The sequence below is a fragment of the bacterium genome, assembly GCA_021159335.1.
Taxonomy (GTDB): domain Bacteria; phylum UBP14; class UBA6098; order B30-G16; family B30-G16; genus JAGGRZ01.
Map to the genome: position 1 here is coordinate 14,401 of JAGGRZ010000152.1, position 17,529 is coordinate 31,929.

Annotated in this window: 16 protein-coding genes; 7 read left to right on the forward strand and 9 right to left on the reverse strand. The window is 46.8% G+C overall.

Translation table 11 applies throughout. The features are described 5' to 3' along the window. Nucleotides 1–19: 19 nt before the first annotated feature. Genes J7J62_08340 through J7J62_08365 form a run of 6 tightly spaced genes read left to right on the forward strand, consistent with a single transcriptional unit; the run spans nt 20 to nt 6,111 of the window. The gene (locus tag J7J62_08340) at nt 20–640 is read left to right on the forward strand and encodes an MBL fold metallo-hydrolase (GenBank protein MCD6125163.1); all 621 of its coding nucleotides are present in this window, start codon (nt 20–22) and stop codon (nt 638–640) included. Between the two features lie 4 nt (nt 641–644). Beyond that, a complete protein-coding gene (locus tag J7J62_08345; protein MCD6125164.1) occupies nt 645–1,883 on the forward strand; it encodes an OmpA family protein in 1,239 nt (412 codons plus the stop codon). 7 nt (nt 1,884–1,890) lie between these two features. Then, nucleotides 1,891–2,889 carry a lipopolysaccharide heptosyltransferase II gene (gene waaF / locus J7J62_08350; GenBank protein MCD6125165.1) on the forward strand — a complete coding sequence of 333 codons (999 nt, stop codon included), beginning with the start codon at nt 1,891–1,893 and terminating at the stop codon, nt 2,887–2,889. 47 nt (nt 2,890–2,936) lie between these two features. After that, nucleotides 2,937–4,223 (forward strand): adenylosuccinate synthase, encoded by a 1,287-nt coding sequence (locus J7J62_08355; GenBank protein MCD6125166.1) that lies wholly within the window; start codon nt 2,937–2,939, stop codon nt 4,221–4,223. Continuing rightward, nucleotides 4,220–5,314, forward strand: coding sequence for an FAD-dependent oxidoreductase (locus tag J7J62_08360; GenBank protein MCD6125167.1), 1,095 nt, complete (start codon nt 4,220–4,222; stop codon nt 5,312–5,314). The genes J7J62_08355 and J7J62_08360 overlap by 4 nt, the downstream gene beginning before the upstream one ends. A gap of 11 nt (nt 5,315–5,325) precedes the next feature. Beyond that, nucleotides 5,326–6,111, forward strand: coding sequence for a DUF4292 domain-containing protein (locus tag J7J62_08365; GenBank protein MCD6125168.1), 786 nt, complete (start codon nt 5,326–5,328; stop codon nt 6,109–6,111). Between the two features lie 24 nt (nt 6,112–6,135). On the opposite strand, the gene bamA is transcribed toward J7J62_08365, so the two are convergent. The 7 genes from bamA to J7J62_08400 all read right to left on the reverse strand — a co-directional run bounded on the left by bamA (nt 6,136) and on the right by J7J62_08400 (nt 14,093). Further along, complete coding sequence (bamA, locus tag J7J62_08370) at nt 6,136–8,466, reverse strand: outer membrane protein assembly factor BamA (protein MCD6125169.1); 2,331 nt, start codon at nt 8,464–8,466, stop codon at nt 6,136–6,138. Between the two features lies 1 nt (nt 8,467). Next, nucleotides 8,468–8,794 carry a 50S ribosomal protein L21 gene (gene rplU / locus J7J62_08375; protein MCD6125170.1) on the reverse strand — a complete coding sequence of 109 codons (327 nt, stop codon included), beginning with the start codon at nt 8,792–8,794 and terminating at the stop codon, nt 8,468–8,470. Then, on the reverse strand, nt 8,794–10,977 hold the full coding sequence (locus J7J62_08380) for a polyribonucleotide nucleotidyltransferase (protein ID MCD6125171.1): 2,184 nt from the start codon (nt 10,975–10,977) through the stop codon (nt 8,794–8,796). Before J7J62_08380 ends, rplU begins: the two co-directional genes overlap by 1 nt. Before the next feature lie 4 nt (nt 10,978–10,981). Continuing rightward, nucleotides 10,982–11,248 (reverse strand): 30S ribosomal protein S15, encoded by a 267-nt coding sequence (rpsO, locus tag J7J62_08385; GenBank protein MCD6125172.1) that lies wholly within the window; start codon nt 11,246–11,248, stop codon nt 10,982–10,984. 96 nt (nt 11,249–11,344) lie between these two features. After that, complete coding sequence (pta, locus tag J7J62_08390) at nt 11,345–12,337, reverse strand: phosphate acetyltransferase (GenBank protein ID MCD6125173.1); 993 nt, start codon at nt 12,335–12,337, stop codon at nt 11,345–11,347. A 120-nt stretch (nt 12,338–12,457) separates the two neighbouring features. Next, complete coding sequence (locus J7J62_08395) at nt 12,458–12,889, reverse strand: methylglyoxal synthase (protein ID MCD6125174.1); 432 nt, start codon at nt 12,887–12,889, stop codon at nt 12,458–12,460. 61 nt (nt 12,890–12,950) lie between these two features. Then, complete coding sequence (locus J7J62_08400; protein MCD6125175.1) at nt 12,951–14,093, reverse strand: KamA family radical SAM protein; 1,143 nt, start codon at nt 14,091–14,093, stop codon at nt 12,951–12,953. 299 nt (nt 14,094–14,392) lie between these two features. Here J7J62_08400 and J7J62_08405 point away from each other — a divergent pair, with 299 nt between their 5' ends. Beyond that, nucleotides 14,393–16,033, forward strand: a complete 1,641-nt coding sequence (locus tag J7J62_08405) for an NAD(P)H-hydrate dehydratase (protein ID MCD6125176.1) — start codon at nt 14,393–14,395, stop codon at nt 16,031–16,033. A gap of 67 nt (nt 16,034–16,100) precedes the next feature. On the opposite strand, the gene rpmG is transcribed toward J7J62_08405, so the two are convergent. Both rpmG and tuf read right to left on the reverse strand, forming a co-directional pair. Then, the gene (rpmG, locus tag J7J62_08410; GenBank protein MCD6125177.1) at nt 16,101–16,271 is read right to left on the reverse strand and encodes a 50S ribosomal protein L33; all 171 of its coding nucleotides are present in this window, start codon (nt 16,269–16,271) and stop codon (nt 16,101–16,103) included. Between the two features lie 27 nt (nt 16,272–16,298). Then, complete coding sequence (tuf, locus tag J7J62_08415) at nt 16,299–17,507, reverse strand: elongation factor Tu (GenBank protein MCD6125178.1); 1,209 nt, start codon at nt 17,505–17,507, stop codon at nt 16,299–16,301. Between the last annotated feature and the right edge of the window lie 22 nt (nt 17,508–17,529).

The following is a 17,529-nucleotide window of genomic DNA, read 5'->3' on the forward strand; positions in this document are numbered from 1 at the left end:
GAAGGAGAGGAGGGGAAAAATGGAAATAACATGGTTGGGACATGCTGGATTCATGCTTGAGGGAGTAAAGAGGATATACATAGACCCTTACCAGATAAAAACCGGATTACCACCTGCTGACATTGTTCTTGTTACTCATTCTCACTTCGACCACTTCTCTCAGAACGATATAAAGCGCATCCTCGGCGATAGCACAGTTATTGTAGCCCCTTCCGATTGCAAAATGTCGGGTAATGTGAGAAATGTTAAACCCGGCGATACTATCGAAATAGGCGGTGTGAAAATTGAAGCTGTCCCAGCGTATAATATTGGGAAAAGATTTCACCCCAAAGAAAGCGGCTGGGTTGGGTATGTGGTGGAGATGGATGGCGTAAGAGTTTATCATGCAGGTGACACAGACCTGATACCAGAAATGAAGTCGATCAACGCAGATGTAGCACTTTTACCGATAGGTGGAACATACACCATGAATGTCTCTGAGGCGATAGAAGCGGCGAAAACGATAAAACCCAAGCTTGCCATACCAATGCATTTCGGCTCCATAGTGGGTTCAACCAGCGATGCCATAAACTTCTGCAGAAAGTGCCCAATAGATTGCAAAGTCCCCGAGATTTACGAGCCAATAAAAGTGCAATTTTAGTTCCATGATTCGAGCATTTATACTCTTATCGTTGGTCATCAACCTTTTGGGCGCCTACGATTACTTTTCAGTCGAGGCTGGCGCAGGGGTTCTTGAGAGCCCCTGTCTTGCTTTAGGTGTTATGTTCAATTCCGATAGTAAATTGGCTTTTGGTGCTGGTGTCGCAACCGCAAAAAACGATGAGTTCATAGCAGCGCCTAAAATTCTCTCCCGCTTTAAGATAATTATGACTAAAAGGGCTTCGACTGAGCTTGATGTTGGTGGCGGTGTTTTTTTCCGCGAAAACGATAAAAAACCGTTCTTCGAGGTTTCCGTTGGTGGTTCATATCTTTTGACATGCGCCGTTGTGGCAAAGTTGGCTTTTGGTGTGGCTACTGCGGGATTTGAGAGTGATGGAACGAAATTTGGCATTGCGCTAAAGCTTGAGGTAAAGCTTGGTTTCAGTGATAAGGACCACGATTGGGTGGTGGACCGATTGGACCGCTGCCCGAAAACCCCTGAAGGAGCTTTGGTAGATAAAAATGGTTGTGCCTTAGATAGTGATGCTGATGGCGTTTTTGATGGCATCGATAAGTGCCCTAACACGCCTTTGGCTGCGCTCGTTGATTCGACTGGTTGCCCTGAGGACAGCGATAGCGACGGTGTTTACGATGGCGTTGATAGATGCCCAAATACGCCCAAGGGCATTAATGTCGATTCGGTAGGCTGTCCCGTTGATTCTGACCACGATGGTGTTCCCGATTATGCTGATTCTTGCTCTAATACCCCTTCGGGTGCAGTGGTGGACCTTATAGGTTGCCCGCGCGATTCCGATGAAGATGGTGTGCTCGACGGTTTAGACCAGTGCCCGGGCACTCCCACGGGTTTTGAGGTGGATAGGTTCGGGTGCCCCAAAATACCCCCTGTGGAGCATGAGGAGATAGAAAACCTTTTCCGCGACAATCTTGAGCTTACCGCAAGTGCACTGAATAAACTTCAAAGGCTGGCTTTAAGGCTGAGAGCCTATCCCGCAAGAAAAATTAAAATGCTTGTTTATACAGACATTCAAGGAAGCCCCGCCTACAACAGAAGACGAGCGCGAAAAGTCGGTGAAAAAATAATTCAATTCCTCAAAGACGAAGGTGTTGATCCGAAGCAGATAGAGGTTGTAGCGATGGGCGAACGGGACCCGGTAATCCGAAGCTACAGCGCTGAGGCAAAAAGAAAGAACAGGCGAGTCGTGTTCGTTTACGAGGAAAAGTAAGAGTCAAATGCGGATTCTCGTTATACAGACTGCGTGGATAGGTGATAACATACTGACTCTACCGCTCATACAAATTCTCGCTGAAGCTGGTAACGAGGTCGAGGTAATGACGACCCCCAAGGCTCACCAAATTTATGTTAACAACCCCTTCGTGAGCGATATCTTGTTGTTCGACAAAAACGGCGCAGACCGGGGGATAGGTGGCATATTAAGAATCGTGCCGATTGTTAAGTCGAGAAATTATGATGCAGCTTTGCTGGCACAAAGGTGGTGGCGCAGCGCATTAATAGCATTCCTGGCAAGGATACCTTTAAGGATAGGTTTTAAGTCTTCCCCAGCTAAAATACTTTACACTAAAACAGTTGATGTTTCAAATTTTGACCATGAAGCTAAAAGGCTTGCGGCTCTTGCCATTCCGCTTGGCATAGCATACTCCCAATTACCACAGCCAAAGCTTTATCCTGCCGAGTCCCATCGAATTCAGGCTCATCTGTTTCTTTCCGAAAACGCGCCCAAAGGCAAAAGGCTGATATTCATTGCGCCAGGAAGTGCCTGGGAAACGAAGCGGTACCCGTTTCTCGCCGAAGTAGGAAGAAAACTCGTGGAAAGTGGCTATGCTATTGGCATCGTGGGTTCCATTGGAGAAAAGGAACTTTGCCGTTCCATAGCGGAAGAGATCGGCAGGGAAATATTCGTTTCAACGAACAACGACATTTTATTTACATCAGCGCTTTTCTCTTTTGGCGAGGTGGTCATAGCAAACGACTCCGGTGCTGGGCACATCGCGGCTGCCTCTGGTGTGCCAGTGGTTTCTATTTTTGGCCCAACTACCCCTGAAATGGGATTTTATCCTTTGGCTTCTAAGGCTAAAGTAGTCGAAGTTAATCTCGAATGCCGACCGTGCGGACCTCATGGACATAAAAGGTGCCCAAAGGGACATCACAATTGCATGAGGCTCATAAAGCCTGAAGAGGTTGTCGCAGCGGCGCTTTCTTTAATAGAATAATTTTGATTTTTAGGCTTGAAACAGTATTTTAAATAGGCTAAGAGACCATGGTGGAAAAGAGCAACAAATTGGTGGTAGGGTTATTCTGGGGCGACGAGGGCAAGGCAAAAATTGTGGACTTTCTCACTCCGTATGCAGAGGTAGTGGTTCGCTACCAGGGCGGGGCTAATGCAGGGCACTCAGTCGAAGTGGCTGGACAGCGTTTCGTTCTCCATCAGGTCCCCACTGGAATACTTCATCCCGATAAGAAGTGCGTTCTCGGTGCTGGAATGGTTATAGATTTGCCGCAGCTTGTGGAAGAGCTTTCCGAACTCGAAAGTAAAGGAATTGAGTGGCGGGGCAGAGTAATGGTAAGTCCCCGTGCTCACCTTGTGTTGCCCTACCATAAGCTTATCGAGGAAATCCAGGAAGCCAAGCGTTCCATAGGAACGACAAGGCGGGGGATAGGACCCGCGTATCGCGATAAAGCCGCAAGAATAGGAATAAGAGTAGGTGAGGTCAAGCTGGGCAAGGCACATCTTATTAAGAGACTTGGTATATGGCTAAAGGAAGTTGGGGAGCTATACGAAAAGACTGCTGGCGTGTCTTTCCCTTCGCCAGAAAGCGTGGCGAACGAGCTGGTTAGTTCCGCTGAGTTACTCGCGGATTCTATAACTGAGGCGAGCGCATATCTTTATGAGGTCGCTAAGCGCGGCGGAATACTCGCCGAGGGCGCTCAAGGAACTATGTTATCCCTCAATTGGGGAACATACCCGTTCGTAACAAGCTCGGAGACTACTGCCGGCGGTGCTTCAGAGGGACTCGGCATCGATATCAGAATGTTTGATTCGATAATAGGAGTCGCAAAAGCCTTCTGCACGAGAGTCGGCAATGGTCCCTTCCCGACAGAGGCTGACGAGGAAACACAGAAATTGCTGAGAGGAACTGGCGAAAATCTTTACGACGAGTTCGGCTCTACTACTGGCCGGCCGCGGCGATGCGGGTGGTTCGATTCCGTGATACTTCGTTACTCAACCAGGATAAACGGTGTCCAGGAGATAGCGCTCACAAAACTTGATGTTCTCTCCGGAATTGAGCCGCTCAAAGTGGCTGTTAATTACCGCGATTATGGCGACGAACTACCTGTAACAGCGGAGGAAATGGAAACTGTAGAACCCATTTACGAGGAGCTCCCCGGCTGGAGCATGGATATTTCTGCGGTTCGTAAGTTCGAAGAGTTGCCCGAAAACGCCAAAAATTATATTCGATTTTTGGAAAAGATAGCAGGAGTGCCGATACGATACATCGGCGTTGGACCGGGCAGAGATGATATAATAGTAAGGGGTGAGCAATGATTCGTGATGTCGAGTTTTTGATTATAGGTGGTGGTCCTGCTGGGCTTTCCGCAGCCCTGGCGGCGACAGAATATGGGGTTCAAACGCTCGTTATTGACGAAAGCATAAAACTTGGAGGGCAATTAATAAAACAAACCCATAAATTTTTTGGCTCAAAGATGGAGCGTGCTGGCACGCGTGGTTTCGTTATTGGCGAGCAGCTCGTTCAAGAACTGTCACAGCGAGAAAACTTTTCAGCCATGACGGGCACTACTGCTGCTGGAATCTATGAGGATGGTGTTGTCACTGCCGTTAGAAATGAGACCGAATGGCTTAAATTCCGCCCGAAAAAAATTCTCATAGCAACGGGCGCAAGCGAACGGATGATAGCGTTCCCCGGAAACGACCTTCCCGGGGTTTATGGTGCAGGTGCGGTGCAAACGCTTATGAATGTTTACGGGATTCTGCCCGGCGAGAGGGTGCTTATGGTTGGCGCAGGGAACATAGGGCTTATAGTATCGTATCAATTGCTTCAGGCTGGCGTCAGAGTGGCAGCTGTGGTAGAAATAATGGACAAAATTGGTGGTTATTGGGTTCATGCCAGTAAAATTCGACGCCTTGGGGTCCCAATTCTGACGAGATATACAATAATAAGAGCAAATGGCAATGAGTCAGTAGAGTCGGCTGTAATAGCAAAGGTTGATGATAATTTTAACCCTATTCCTGGCACAGAGGTTGAGGTAAAAGTCGATACTATTTGCCTTGCGGTTGGGCTTACGCCAACCCTCGAGCTTTTATTCCAGGCGGGGGCACAGATGAAGTATGTTCCGGAACTTGGCGGCGATGTGCCTTTGAGGGATAGGTTCTTAAGAACGAGCGTGGAGAACATTTATGTTGCTGGTGATGCAGCGGGCATTGAGGAAGCATCGAGCGCAATGTTAGAGGGAAACATTGTCGGGCTCGCTGTGGCTAAGTCGCTTGGATACGATGTTCCCGATTTCGAGAGGAAAATAGAGGTTCTCGAAAATGAGCTTAAGGTTCTTAGAGCTGGACCTTTATCCCAGAAAATAAGAGAAGGGCTGAAAAAAGTGTTGGTAAGCTGGGAAAACTAAAGGGGGTTTATATGCGGAGGGCAGCGTTTTCGGTTTTGATTTTGATGTTGTTCCTTTTGTTCTATGGTTGTGCCCCTCGGAAAGTAGTAACGCCAGTCCCGAAGATTTCAAAAGATGCGCTTCTGGATTCGCTTCTATCTATGGATAAAAAAGTAGAGACTATAACTATCCACGGCAAAGCCACTTTCGAATGGGGAGACCACAAAAAACGCTTTAGTGTGCATGAAATAACAAAAAGAGAGAAAAATTTAATAAACCTTCACATCGACGGCCCCTTTGGAGTAACAACAGCAATATTATGGTTTTGCAAACCCGAATCTATTTGCATCTATTTGCCATCTTCCAAGGCAGTGCTTCTCGAGCCGCTGGGTAAAAGCATCGAAAATGTGGTTGTGCCGCCTGAACGCGAAATTCTTACCGACATGATCTCTGGTTTGGTTCCATTGCGTTATTTTGCTGATTCCGTGATGGATTTTGAACTCGTTGAGAGCGGTGCGTATATAACATTTATAAAGAGCGGAAAAGTGCTCGTTGTGTTCGCTCGGCCTGACCCATGGCACGTGGAAAGCTACGAATTCTCGAAGATTGACGATTTGCGGGGGCAGCTCGATGTATCCTTCCCTGAAGGTGAGTTAGTGGATGGAGTGTGGCTGCCGAAAAAAATCGTGATAAATGCCCCATCAGTGAAGCAGAAAATTGAGGTAGAAGTCAGGAAAATCAAGCTTAACGAGCAGCTTCCCGATTCACTCTTTCGGATAAAAATTCCAGATAATGTGAAGTGGATGAGGGCATATTGAGTTTCGTTTTTGTTGCGGTGTCCATTAGAACTCAGGTCCAATCCAGAAGTGAACTTGCCAGCCGGGTTTTGTCAGGTCGAATCCGTAGCCGAAGTCGAGCCCAAAAATTCCCATCATAGGCACAACGAACCTAACGCCAAATCCTGCGCCGCGTTTAAGGTCGGATAAACGAGTCTGGTTGGGTTTAAGCCAGGCGTTTCCTGCATCGAAAAAGCCAAAAACATAAAGTTGGTCTTTTACTATGGGTACTCTGAGCTCAAGGTTTAGCGTTAGCGTGCTTCTGCCGCCCGGCTGGTACGGCATTGAAGGCGATATCATAGGTATCCTGCCCGCTGCGTCAGGTATGGCTGTCGAGTCGTAAACTGGCTCTGTGTATGCCAGGGGACCGATGGAGCGGTCTGTATAGCCTCTTATCTGACCATCGAAGCTCATTCCGCCCGGGAAAAAGCGCTCACCGTATGGAACTTTTTCTGGGTCTCCCCACATATTAGTAAGAATACCATAGTTCGCTTTGAAGACGAATGTGAGGTACTTGTGCAGTGGAAAATACCAATCGGATTTTACGATTACTTTCTGGAACTCGATGTCTCCGCCAAGAAATTCGCCAGCATGCTCAACACTTACTGAATTCTTGCTTCCTTTGGTAGCGAAAAGGCGAGAGTCCCGGCTGTCCCGCTCGATGGAGAGCATGATGGATGACTCCAGTTGTGGCCAGTCTATTTTAGTTATGTCATATGCTGGATAGGGAATGTAGCTTTCGGAAACATCATAAATTTCGACCGACTCGAGCTTATAGCGGGTGTATATGGAAAAAAATCTCGGTTTTATAAGCTTTCTGCCAAGCCTTATCGCCCCACCGCGACGAAGTTCCGAGTAGTGCCCCTCCCAGTGCCATATGGTGTTGTAAAGGTCAATGCCAAGAAGCGTGGGGGTGTCGAAAAGCCATGGTTCAGTAAACGAGAACGAAAGATTGTTCCTTAAGTGCCCGAATTCGTAATTCAGGTCAAGAGTCCATCCTCGCCCAAATGCGTTGGGCATACCTATTGATATCGTGCCGACGAGTTTATCCCGCGCGTTATATCCCGCGCCGACCTGAAATCTGCCAATAGACTTTTCCTTGACCCTGAATGTTATATCTACATCGCCGTTGGGAAGCATCCTGAATTCCGGAACCACCTCCTCGAAGTAGTTGAGGAAATAGACATTTCGCTGGCTTAAAATCAGTAAGTTTCTTCTGAAAACATCGCCCGGATATATCACCAGCTCTCGTCTTATGACCTTTTCAAAGGTTCGTGTGTTTCCCACAATCTCTATTAGTCTGACATGAGCTTGCTTCCCCTCGTTTATTAATATAGTAACACTAACGCTATCATCCTTTATGTCCTGTTTCGGGTCGATCTGACAGTGAATGTAGCCCTCGTCAGTATAGGCAAAATATATGTCTTGATAGGTTTTCTGCATCTTCTCGAGATTGAAAACTTTTCCGGGTTTAACCCGAAGCAGCGAGATGAGTTTCTTGTCGTCGAAAATCGTGTTACCAACGAATTTAACTTCCTTAAGGTAGTATTGCTCACCCTCATCCAGCCATATTTTTATATGAATCCTTTTGCCACTATAGCCTACTGAGTCTCTTATTATCTTTGCGGTTATGTAGCCCTTTTTGTGATAGTATTCCTCAATTTTATCGAGGTCTTTCCTGTATTGCTCCGGGTCGAATTTACCGGAGCGAAAGAGTGACTTTTCTTTGGTTTCCATAAGTTTCTTAAGCTTCCTTGGCGAGAAAGCTTTGATGCCAACGAATTCTATTTTCTCAACATATGCGGCCTCTTTTTCGTTGATATGGAATATAAGGTCGACTTGTCCCTTTTTATCTGAAGCCTTAAGTTCATACTTTATCTCAACGCCGGGAAGCCCCTCTTTGGCGTATTTTGATTGGATTTCCTTTATGGCTCTAAAAACCTTTGCCGGCGAAAGGTAAGTTCCAGTTTGGAGTTTTGAGGCTTTCTCAAGCTCGCTTTTTTTGAGTTTTTTGTTGCCTTTAAATATTAACTTCCCCAGTCTCGGCAGTTCCTTTACTCGTATTTCTATGTCGTAGCCGTAGGGTCCTTTGGTTGCCAGTATTCTTACATCCTCATAGCTCCCGAGAGCGTAGATGCTTCGTATGGCTTCCTGAAGTGCTGCGATGGACAGTGGTTTTCCGACCTCAAGCCCTGAATTAACCTTAACCAGTTCCGGACTCGTTTGCTCGGTGCCGTAAACATTGATTTTGTTTATAACGAGATGTTGCGAGTAAGCAATACCACCAAGAAGGGCAATAAAAACAAAAATGTGTAGGAGCGCAGCTGGTTTTGTCATGTCAACTTTTATCTGATGTGATTATTTGATTAATGCGGATCACAGAATATTTTTGTCTGTGACCTTGTTTTTTGTGGAAGCCCTTTCTCCTGCGCTTTTTAAATACTATAAGCTTTGGACCTTTGGTGTGTTCAACAAGTGTGGCTTCAACTTTGGCACCTTCAACTATAGGCTTGCCGACATGGATTTTCTCTCCGTTGGCGATGAGGTAAACAGTATCAAAACTCAATTTCTCACCGGGTTCGTGGTTCCCCATGTATGGAACCCAGACCATGTCCCCTTCGGATACTTTAACCTGAACTCCAGCTATTTCCACTATGGCGAACATCAGCTACCTCCATATTCTTTGTTTTTTGGCTTTGGTGCCGGTCGATTGGATTGAGGTTTGGAACTTTTTTTGGAGCTTGTCCTGCGACCATCGGAGGACTTGCTTTTGAGCAAGGCTTTCCTCGAAAGTCTTATCCTGCCCGTTTGCTCGTCTATATCGATGACTTTAACCTTAACTTTATCCCCTACTCTCAAAACATCCTCGACCCTATTTATCCTGCGATTCTCTATCTCAGATATGTGAAGTAAACCTTCCACATTGTGCATTATCCTCACGAATGCTCCAAAAGGCGTCACTCTGGTTACTGTCCCGATATATATTCCGCCTATTTCGGGTTCCTCGATGATGTCCTCGATCATCTTAAGCGCGTTGTTCATGTCCTCGGCTGTGCGCGCCGATATGAATACCGTTCCGTCGTCCTCTATGGCGATTGTGGTTGAAGTTTTCTCCTGAATTCCGCGAATAACCTTCCCGCCACTGCCGATAACCTCACCTATTTTGTCAGGTTTTATGTGAATTATCTTTATTCTCGGTGCGTAAGGGGAGAGTGTTACTCTCGGCTTGTCTATAACTTCAGCCATTTTATCAAGAACGAACGCCCTGGCTTCGTTGGCTTGCGTTACAGCTTTCTCGATAACGCTTAGCGGTATGCCAGGAATCTTTATGTCCATCTGGAAAGCAGTTATACCGTTTCTCGTCCCCGCTATTTTGAAGTCCATGTCTCCGAAGTGGTCCTCTGAACCGAGGATATCGGTAAGTATAGCATATTTGTCGTTTTCCTTTATTAGTCCCATAGCGATGCCTGCCACAGCGCTTTTAACAGGGACACCTGCATCCATTAGTGCCAGACTGCCTGCACATACTGTTGCCATAGACGAGGAGCCGTTCGATTCAAGTATATCGGAAACAATTCTTATGGTGTACGGGAACACTTCCTCGGGCGGAATAACAGGGGATAGAGCCATTTCGGCGAGATGACCGTGTCCTATTTCCCTCCTGCTGGGACCGCGAAGAGGTCTTGTGTCGCCCACCGAAAACGGTGGAAAGTTGTAGTGGAGCAGAAAGCTTTTCCACGATTCACCCTCGAGGTCCTCTATTTTCTGCTCGTCAAGTTTTGTTCCGAGCGTTACCGCAGTTAGCGACTGAGTCTCACCCCGCGTGAAAAGTGCTGACCCATGTGCCCGTGGAAGAACGCCGACCTCTATGCTTATAGGTCTTACCTCGTCATAACTTCTGCCGTCAGTGCGCCTTTTTTCCTCTATTATCATTTTCCTGACGCATTCCCGCTCGATTTCCTCGAGCACCATCTCTATGTTAACATCCGCATCCGGAAACGCTTCGTCTATTTTCTCTGCCACCGATTTTATTAATTGTCTCCGCATACTCCTTCGCTCATTTTTGCTGGGTGTTCTTACTATCTCTTTGAGTCTGTCGTATGCAAGAGTGCGAATGGCATCGAGGATTTTCTCGTCGAAGACTATCGGTTCGTAGCTTCTTTTGGGCTTTCCGGCCATTTCTCGCAGCTGGAGTTGTATCTCAACTTGTTTTCTCAGCGCAGGCGCCGCGACCTCGAAAGCACCAAGCAAAATTTCCTGCGGAACTTCCCTCGCAAAGCCCTCGACCATTATTATGTCCTCGCCGGTCCCGGCAACCACGATATCCAGCATTGAGCTATCGCGTTGACCAACCATGGGGTTTATGATGTATTCCCCATCTATGTAACCAATCCTTACCGCCCCGAAGGGTCCATTAAATGGTATGTCGGATACAGTAAGTGCCGCCGACGCTCCGACTATCCCGAGTATGTCCGGGTCGTTCTCCTGGTCGTAGGATACGACGAATGCCAAAACCTGGGTTTCGTAGTTGTAATCTTTGGGAAACATTGGTCTTAGCGGGCGGTCTATAAGTCTCGATTTCAGTATTTCGTGTTCGTATGGTTTGCCCTCGCGTTTGAAAAAACCGCCAGGGATTTTCCCGGCGGCGTAAGCTCTCTCACGATAGTCGGTCGTGAGCGGCAAAAAACCCATAGGCGGGGATTTTTCCCAACTTGATACTGCGGCGACTATAACCACTGTCCCGCCCATCTGAACCCAGACTGAACCATCAGCCTGCTTGGCTACTCTACCGGTTTCAAGAACAAGTTCCCGTTGCCCCAATTCGCATGTTACTTTAGCTTCGCTCATGTTATCATTTCCTCAGACCTAACTTCTTAATGAGTTTCAGGTATCTGTCGTAATCTTTCCTTCGAAGGTAGTTAAGAAACCTTTTTCGTCGCCCCACAAGAAGCATAAAGCCTCGTTTAGAGTTTGTGTCCTTAGGGTGTCTTTCGAAGTGTTTGGTTAGCTCCCTTATTCTCTCGGTCAAAAGCGCCACCTGAACCTCGGGGGAGCCAACATCCTTCTCATGTCTCCCGAATTCCTTTATTATTTGTCGTTTCCTTTCCGGGTCTATCATCCTTCCTCCCGAATTTTTAAATTTGAAAGTTTACTTAAAATTTTTCCCTTGTCAAGATATTATGCTAAACTGCGCTCTTGTCAATCAATATTAGTTCTATCTGCTTTTAAGTAGCGCTATTGCCGCTGTGTTGACTATGTCCTCTACTGAGCATCCGCGCGAAAGATCGTTGAAGGGCTTTGCCAGCCCCTGAATTATTGGACCTATAGCCTCAGCTCCGGCCATCCTCTGGACGAGCTTATATCCAATGTTTCCAGCATCGAGGTCGGGGAATATAAGAACATTGGCATGTCCTGCTACCGGCGAGTCGGGCGATTTTTTCTTGGCAACATCGGGTATTATGGCGGCGTCGGCTTGTAATTCTCCGTCAACGAGAAGGTCGGGGGCAAGCTTTTTTACGAGTTCAGTAGCTTTAACTACTTTATCCACATCGGCGTGTTTCGCGCTACCTTTGGTGGAGAACGAAAGCATAGCTACCTTGGGCTCAATCCCGAGGAGCTGTTTTGCAGTCTGCGCCGATGAAATAGCTATCGACGCCAGTTGTTCGGGGTCAGGTTGAGGAATAACCGCACAATCGGCAAATACGAAAACTTTCTCTTTCTCGCCGAGAAACTCAGGGAGCACCATGAGAAAACAACTTGATACAACCTTCGTTCCCTTGGCGACGCCTATGCAATGAATGGCTGCCCTCAGAACATTGGCGGTTGTGTTTTTGGCACCAGCTACTCCCGCATCAGCATACCCCTCTCGCACAAGCATTGCGCCCCAGTAAAGTGGATTTTTAAGCAGTTCCTTCGCCTGATAAAGTGTTAAGCCCTTGTGGCGCCTTAGTTCCCAAAGTTTCATGGCGAAGTCATCTTTCAGCGGGTCGGTGGCAGGGTCCGATATCTCCGCCCCCGTGATGTCTGCGCCTTCATCGTGGGCAAGTGACATAACGGCATCTTTGTTGCCTACTATTATGACTTTCGCGAGTTTTTCCTTTAATATGCGCTGTGCGGCGTGCATCATTCTTGGTTCGTCCCCTTCGGGAAGAACCACTGTGCCGCCTATTTCACGAGCTTTAGCCCGAATATCGTCAAGCAAACTCATTTGGAAAACCTCCGTATAAATGATTTTCACATGCTAAGACGAAATTAAACACAATTTATGCGGAAATAAATAGAAAACAAGCATTAAGTTTTTGTTAAAATGGAGAATTCCACCAGATTTTCAATATGTTCTCATGCGCTTTTCGTAATCTATTATTGTGCGCTCGTATTCACCGTGCATAAGCGGTGACGAAATTATAAAATCGGCTGACGCTCTGTTGCAGGCTATCGGGATGTTGTAAACCACGGCAATCCTTAGTAGGGCTTTTATGTCGACATCGTGTGGTTGAGGTTCCAGGGGGTCCCAGAAAAATATCAGCATATCGATTTCGCCATTGGCTATTTTTGCTCCTATCTGCTGGTCGCCGCCTAAGGGTCCGCTTTTTACGCGATTTATCTCCAGACCGAGTTCCTCAGCGAGGAGTTTTCCAGTCGTGCCTGTTGCGTATAGTTCGTGCTGGGCCAAGAGGTCTTTGTTGAACCGCGCCCACTCAAGCAAATCCTGTTTCCTGTGATCATGGGCGATAAGTGCGATACGCTTTTTAAAACCCATTCGGATTACTTCTTTTATCTGCACTTCTGCCTCCAGTTTTGAGTGGGGAAAAATATGTGGCTCAGGTCGTGGTTGCGCAAGTTATTTCAGCCTCCGACTCCTCGAGTAAATCGTCGAGCCAGCCTGCATCAGGCTTAATCTTGAACTTAAACATCTTGCCCAGATTTGAGGGGTCCTTAGCCTGGTGATACTTAAAGTATATTTCATCGTCGATTATACCTAAAATTTCTATCTTTCCAGTGCGATGCGACATAGCGTATTTAAATCGCTTGCTGTGTCCATCGAGCATCTTCTTCGCCTCCTCCACGATCCTCACGCCCTCGACGAGAGGCACCTGAAAATGATGCTTAACGCGCATTACAGGTCGGCATTGGAAAACATAGTATGGGACCACGCCGATTCTTACGAGTTCTCGCATCAAAGTCGCCAGAACCTTTGGGTCATCGTTCACGCCCCGAAGCAGAACCGTTTGATTGCTTATTATTACTCCCGCATCGAGAACCTTTTGCACGGCTTCAGTGGATTGGGGGGTTATCTCTTTTGGGTGGTTAAAATGTGTAACAAGATAGAGTCTTTTGCCGTTTTTACTCGAATATTCTCGGAAAATTTCGATCAACTCACTATCATCTATTATGCGCATAGGAAATGTTACAGGCACTCGTGAGCCGATTCGCACGAACTCAAGGTGGTCAATGTTCCAGAGCATTTCAAGAAGTTTTCTTATTATTTCGTTGGGAAGCGTTAGCGGGTCACCACCGCTTATTAAGACATTGTTTATTTCAGGGTGTTTGCTTATGTAGTCAGCCGCTGCCTCGAGCCGTCTTAATATTTCCTTGTTAGGGAGTCCAACCAATCTCTTTCTGAAGCAGAATCTGCAATACATGGCACATCTGTTCGTTGCGAGTAGAAGGGCAGTCTGCGAATACTTGTGCTGCAACCCCGTTAGCTTCGTATTTTCCTGCTCGCCGCTGGTATCATATGAACCTATCTGAACGAACTCATCTACTGACGGAACCGCCATCCGCCATATAGGGTCATCGGGGCTTGGCTTCTCAATCAGTGATAGATAGTATCGAGTTATGCTCATGGGATGAACTTTGGTGATCTCATCAAGCTTTTTAGCTTCGTCCTCTGGGATGTCAAAGTATTTTTTCAACTCATCTATTGTGGTGATATTTTTCTTTAATTCATCTTGCCATTTCATTTTTGCCCTCCATTTATTTATCGTTCAATAAAACAACTTTATTTGAAACCGCCAATTTAAGCAGCCGAAAAACCTAAAACGCCCTTCGCGAGTTATAATTGAGTAATTACAACAACTCAGTTAGTAACTGGCAGGAACGCCTTAATAAAATTAATACATAATGGTCAAATTTGTCAAGAAAAAATTTGCAACTCTTTTTATGATAATATGTTATATCGACAAGAATATTTTTTATGTTTCAAATTTATTATTTGCTAAGGATGAATTTTAAGTTAAACTTTGTTAAACAGGAGGTTAAAATGAGACTTTGCACGACTTCACAGATGAAAAATCTTGATAGATTGACCATAGAGAAGTATGGAATACCCGGCGATGTGCTGATGGAGCGTGCTGGAAGGTGGGTTGCGCTCGTGGCTGTTAATCTAATCGAATCGGATATAATGAAAAGGATAGTTGTTCTTGCTGGTCGGGGAAACAATGGCGGTGACGGTTGGGTTGCTGCTCGGTATTTGAGGAAAGCTGGATTCAATGTTTCCGTTGTGCTCGTCGCCGACCCCGATAAGCTTGCCGGTGATGCCAAACTTAATTTCGAAAGAGCTTTAGAATCGGGTGTTGAGTGGTTGCGATTTGAGGATGAAATTCCAGAAGCGGATTTATATATAGATGCGCTACTCGGCACGGGAATAACAGGTGCACCGAGAGGTGAGATAGCCAAAGCAATTGAGAAGCTTAACACGAAAACCAAAAAGGATAAATCGTTCATCATAGCTGTTGACATTCCATCAGGAGTTAACACTGATGACGGTTCAGCGCCTGACCCGGTGGTTGATGCCTATGCGACCGTTACTTTCGGTTTTCCGAAATTGGGGCAGTTCATTCATCCCGGGAGAGGCAAGGTTGGAAAACTTTATGTAGCTGACATAGGGCTTTCCGCGAAAGCGATGGACGAGACTCCGGTAACATTCGAGCTTTCTACGCTTCTTGAGATGAGGAAGCTTTTGCCTGTTCGCCCGCCTGATGGTCATAAGGGAACATTCGGCAAAGGATTAATAATTGGCGGTTCAGCTGGGATGACGGGCGCCGTGGTTATGGCATCCAAGGCGTTTTTGAGGTCGGGTGCAGGGTTGTGTTATGCTGCTGTGCCCCGTTCGCTCGTGGATGTTGTGGATGCTGGTGCCGTGGAAACAGTTGTTTTGCCAATGCCTGAGGTGAGGAAGAAACGCTGCCACACGCTTAGAGCATTGGGCGAGTTGCATAAAGTTGTGGAGAATGTCGATGTAATCGCCATAGGTCCCGGTCTCGGGCGACATCACGAAACCACTGAGATGGTGAGGCGATTTCTCGTGAGGTTAACTAAACCTGTCGTTATAGATGCTGATGCCCTCAATGCGTTGGCGGGCTATAAAGACGATATTATCCCGCGGATTATCGCGCCATCTGTGATGACGCCACACTTCGGTGAACTTTCGCGGATTCTTGAAATGCCTATCGATACAATAAAAAGTGAGCGTTTTATAAGAGCAGGGGAATGGGCGAAATATTTGTTTACGGTTCTTGTTGTCAAGGGTAACCCGACGCTTATTGCTGCTGAGGGTAAGCCGGTGTGGATAAACCCGACAGGAAATGACGGCATGGCGACCGGCGGAAGTGGCGATGCGCTTACGGGGCTTATCGCGGGGTTCATGGCGCAGGGGCTTTCCCCATTTGATGCTGCAAAACTTGGTGCGTTTGTTCATGGTTTGGCTGGTGACATTGCCGCCGAATACTATGGTAGACGCTCGATGACTGCTATGGACATAGTTGAAGCTATACCTGATGCGATTCTGGCGGACCTTGAACTTGAGACACTAACGGAGAAGGAATATTCTTCTGAATTCGATTTTTCCTACGAGAAGACGAAACTTTTCGAAGGCTGTTACTATTTAAGTGCGGAGTTTTAGGTTCTTTAAGCAAATAAAAAAGCCCGAGCATTGCGCCCGGGCTCAACAGGGGGTTACAAACAACTTATCAGCGAGTTTCCTTGTGCAGTGTGTGTTTTCGGCATTTAGGGCAATACTTCTTCAGCTGCAGCCTGTCTGGAGTGTTCTGCCTGTTTTTCTCGGTGACATAGTTTCTGGACTTGCACACGGTGCACTCAAGAATTATTATCTCGCGCTTCGATTTGCCTTTTTTCGCCATAGTTCGCGTCCTAATCGTGTGTGGTTATTATTCTATAATGTCTGTTACCACACCGGCTCCGATAGTCTTACCGCCTTCACGAATAGCGAATCTGAGCCCTTTCTCCATGGCGACAGGATAAAGGAGCTCGACTTCCATATTGACTCTATCGCCAGGCATAACCATCTCGACACCCTCTGGGAGCTTTATCGTGCCAGTTACATCGGTGGTCCTGAAGTAGAACTGTGGTCTATATCCGCTGAAGAATGGCTTGTGACGACCGCCTTCCTCCGGTTTCAGAACATAAACCTCACCCTTGAATATTCTATGCGGTGTCGTGGTTCCAGGTGCGGCGAGGACCATTCCGCGCTCAACCTCATCTTTTTCGATTCCTCTTAGAAGCACTCCGACATTGTCGCCAGCTTCTGCGTAATCAAGAACTTTTCTGAACATCTCGAGTGATGTGGCAACAGTCTTCCTCGTTGGACCCAGCCCCACTATCTCAACCTCATCACCGGGCCGAATAACACCTCGCTCAACTCTTCCGGTAACTACTGTTCCTCTACCTGTTATGGAGAAAATATCCTCTATAGGCATCAGGAATGGCTTGTCTTTTTCTCTCACAGGTGTCGGAATGTATTCATCTATAGCCTCGATAAGTTCGAGAATAGGCTTGAATGCAGGATGATCTATGGGTGCATTAGGGTCAAGTCCGACATTCATTGCCTCAAGGGCACTGCCTCTTATAACCGGAACCTCATCGCCGGGATAACCATATTTGTTGAGCAGGTCTCTTACCTCCATTTCAACGAGATCAATAAGCTCTGGGTCGTCTACCATATCTGTCTTATTAAGAAAGACGACTATAGCAGGCACATTAACCTGTCTTGCGAGGAGAATGTGCTCTCTTGTCTGAGGCATTGGACCATCGTAAGCGGACACAACGAGTATTGCGCCGTCCATCTGGGCAGCGCCTGTTATCATATTTTTAATATAGTCAGCGTGTCCAGGGCAATCTATGTGAGCATAATGCCTTTTTTCGGTTTCGTATTCTACATGCGCGGTATTAATGGTTATACCTCTTGCTTTTTCCTCTGGGGCGTTGTCGATGGAATCGAATGTCCTGACCTCAGCAAGGTTTTTCCTTGCCAGAACCATAGTTATAGCTGCGGTAAGGGTCGTCTTACCGTGGTCGATATGACCTATAGTGCCCACATTAACATGCGGCTTCGTCCTTACGAACTTTTCCTTAGCCATTTTGCTTCTACCTCCTCTCCTT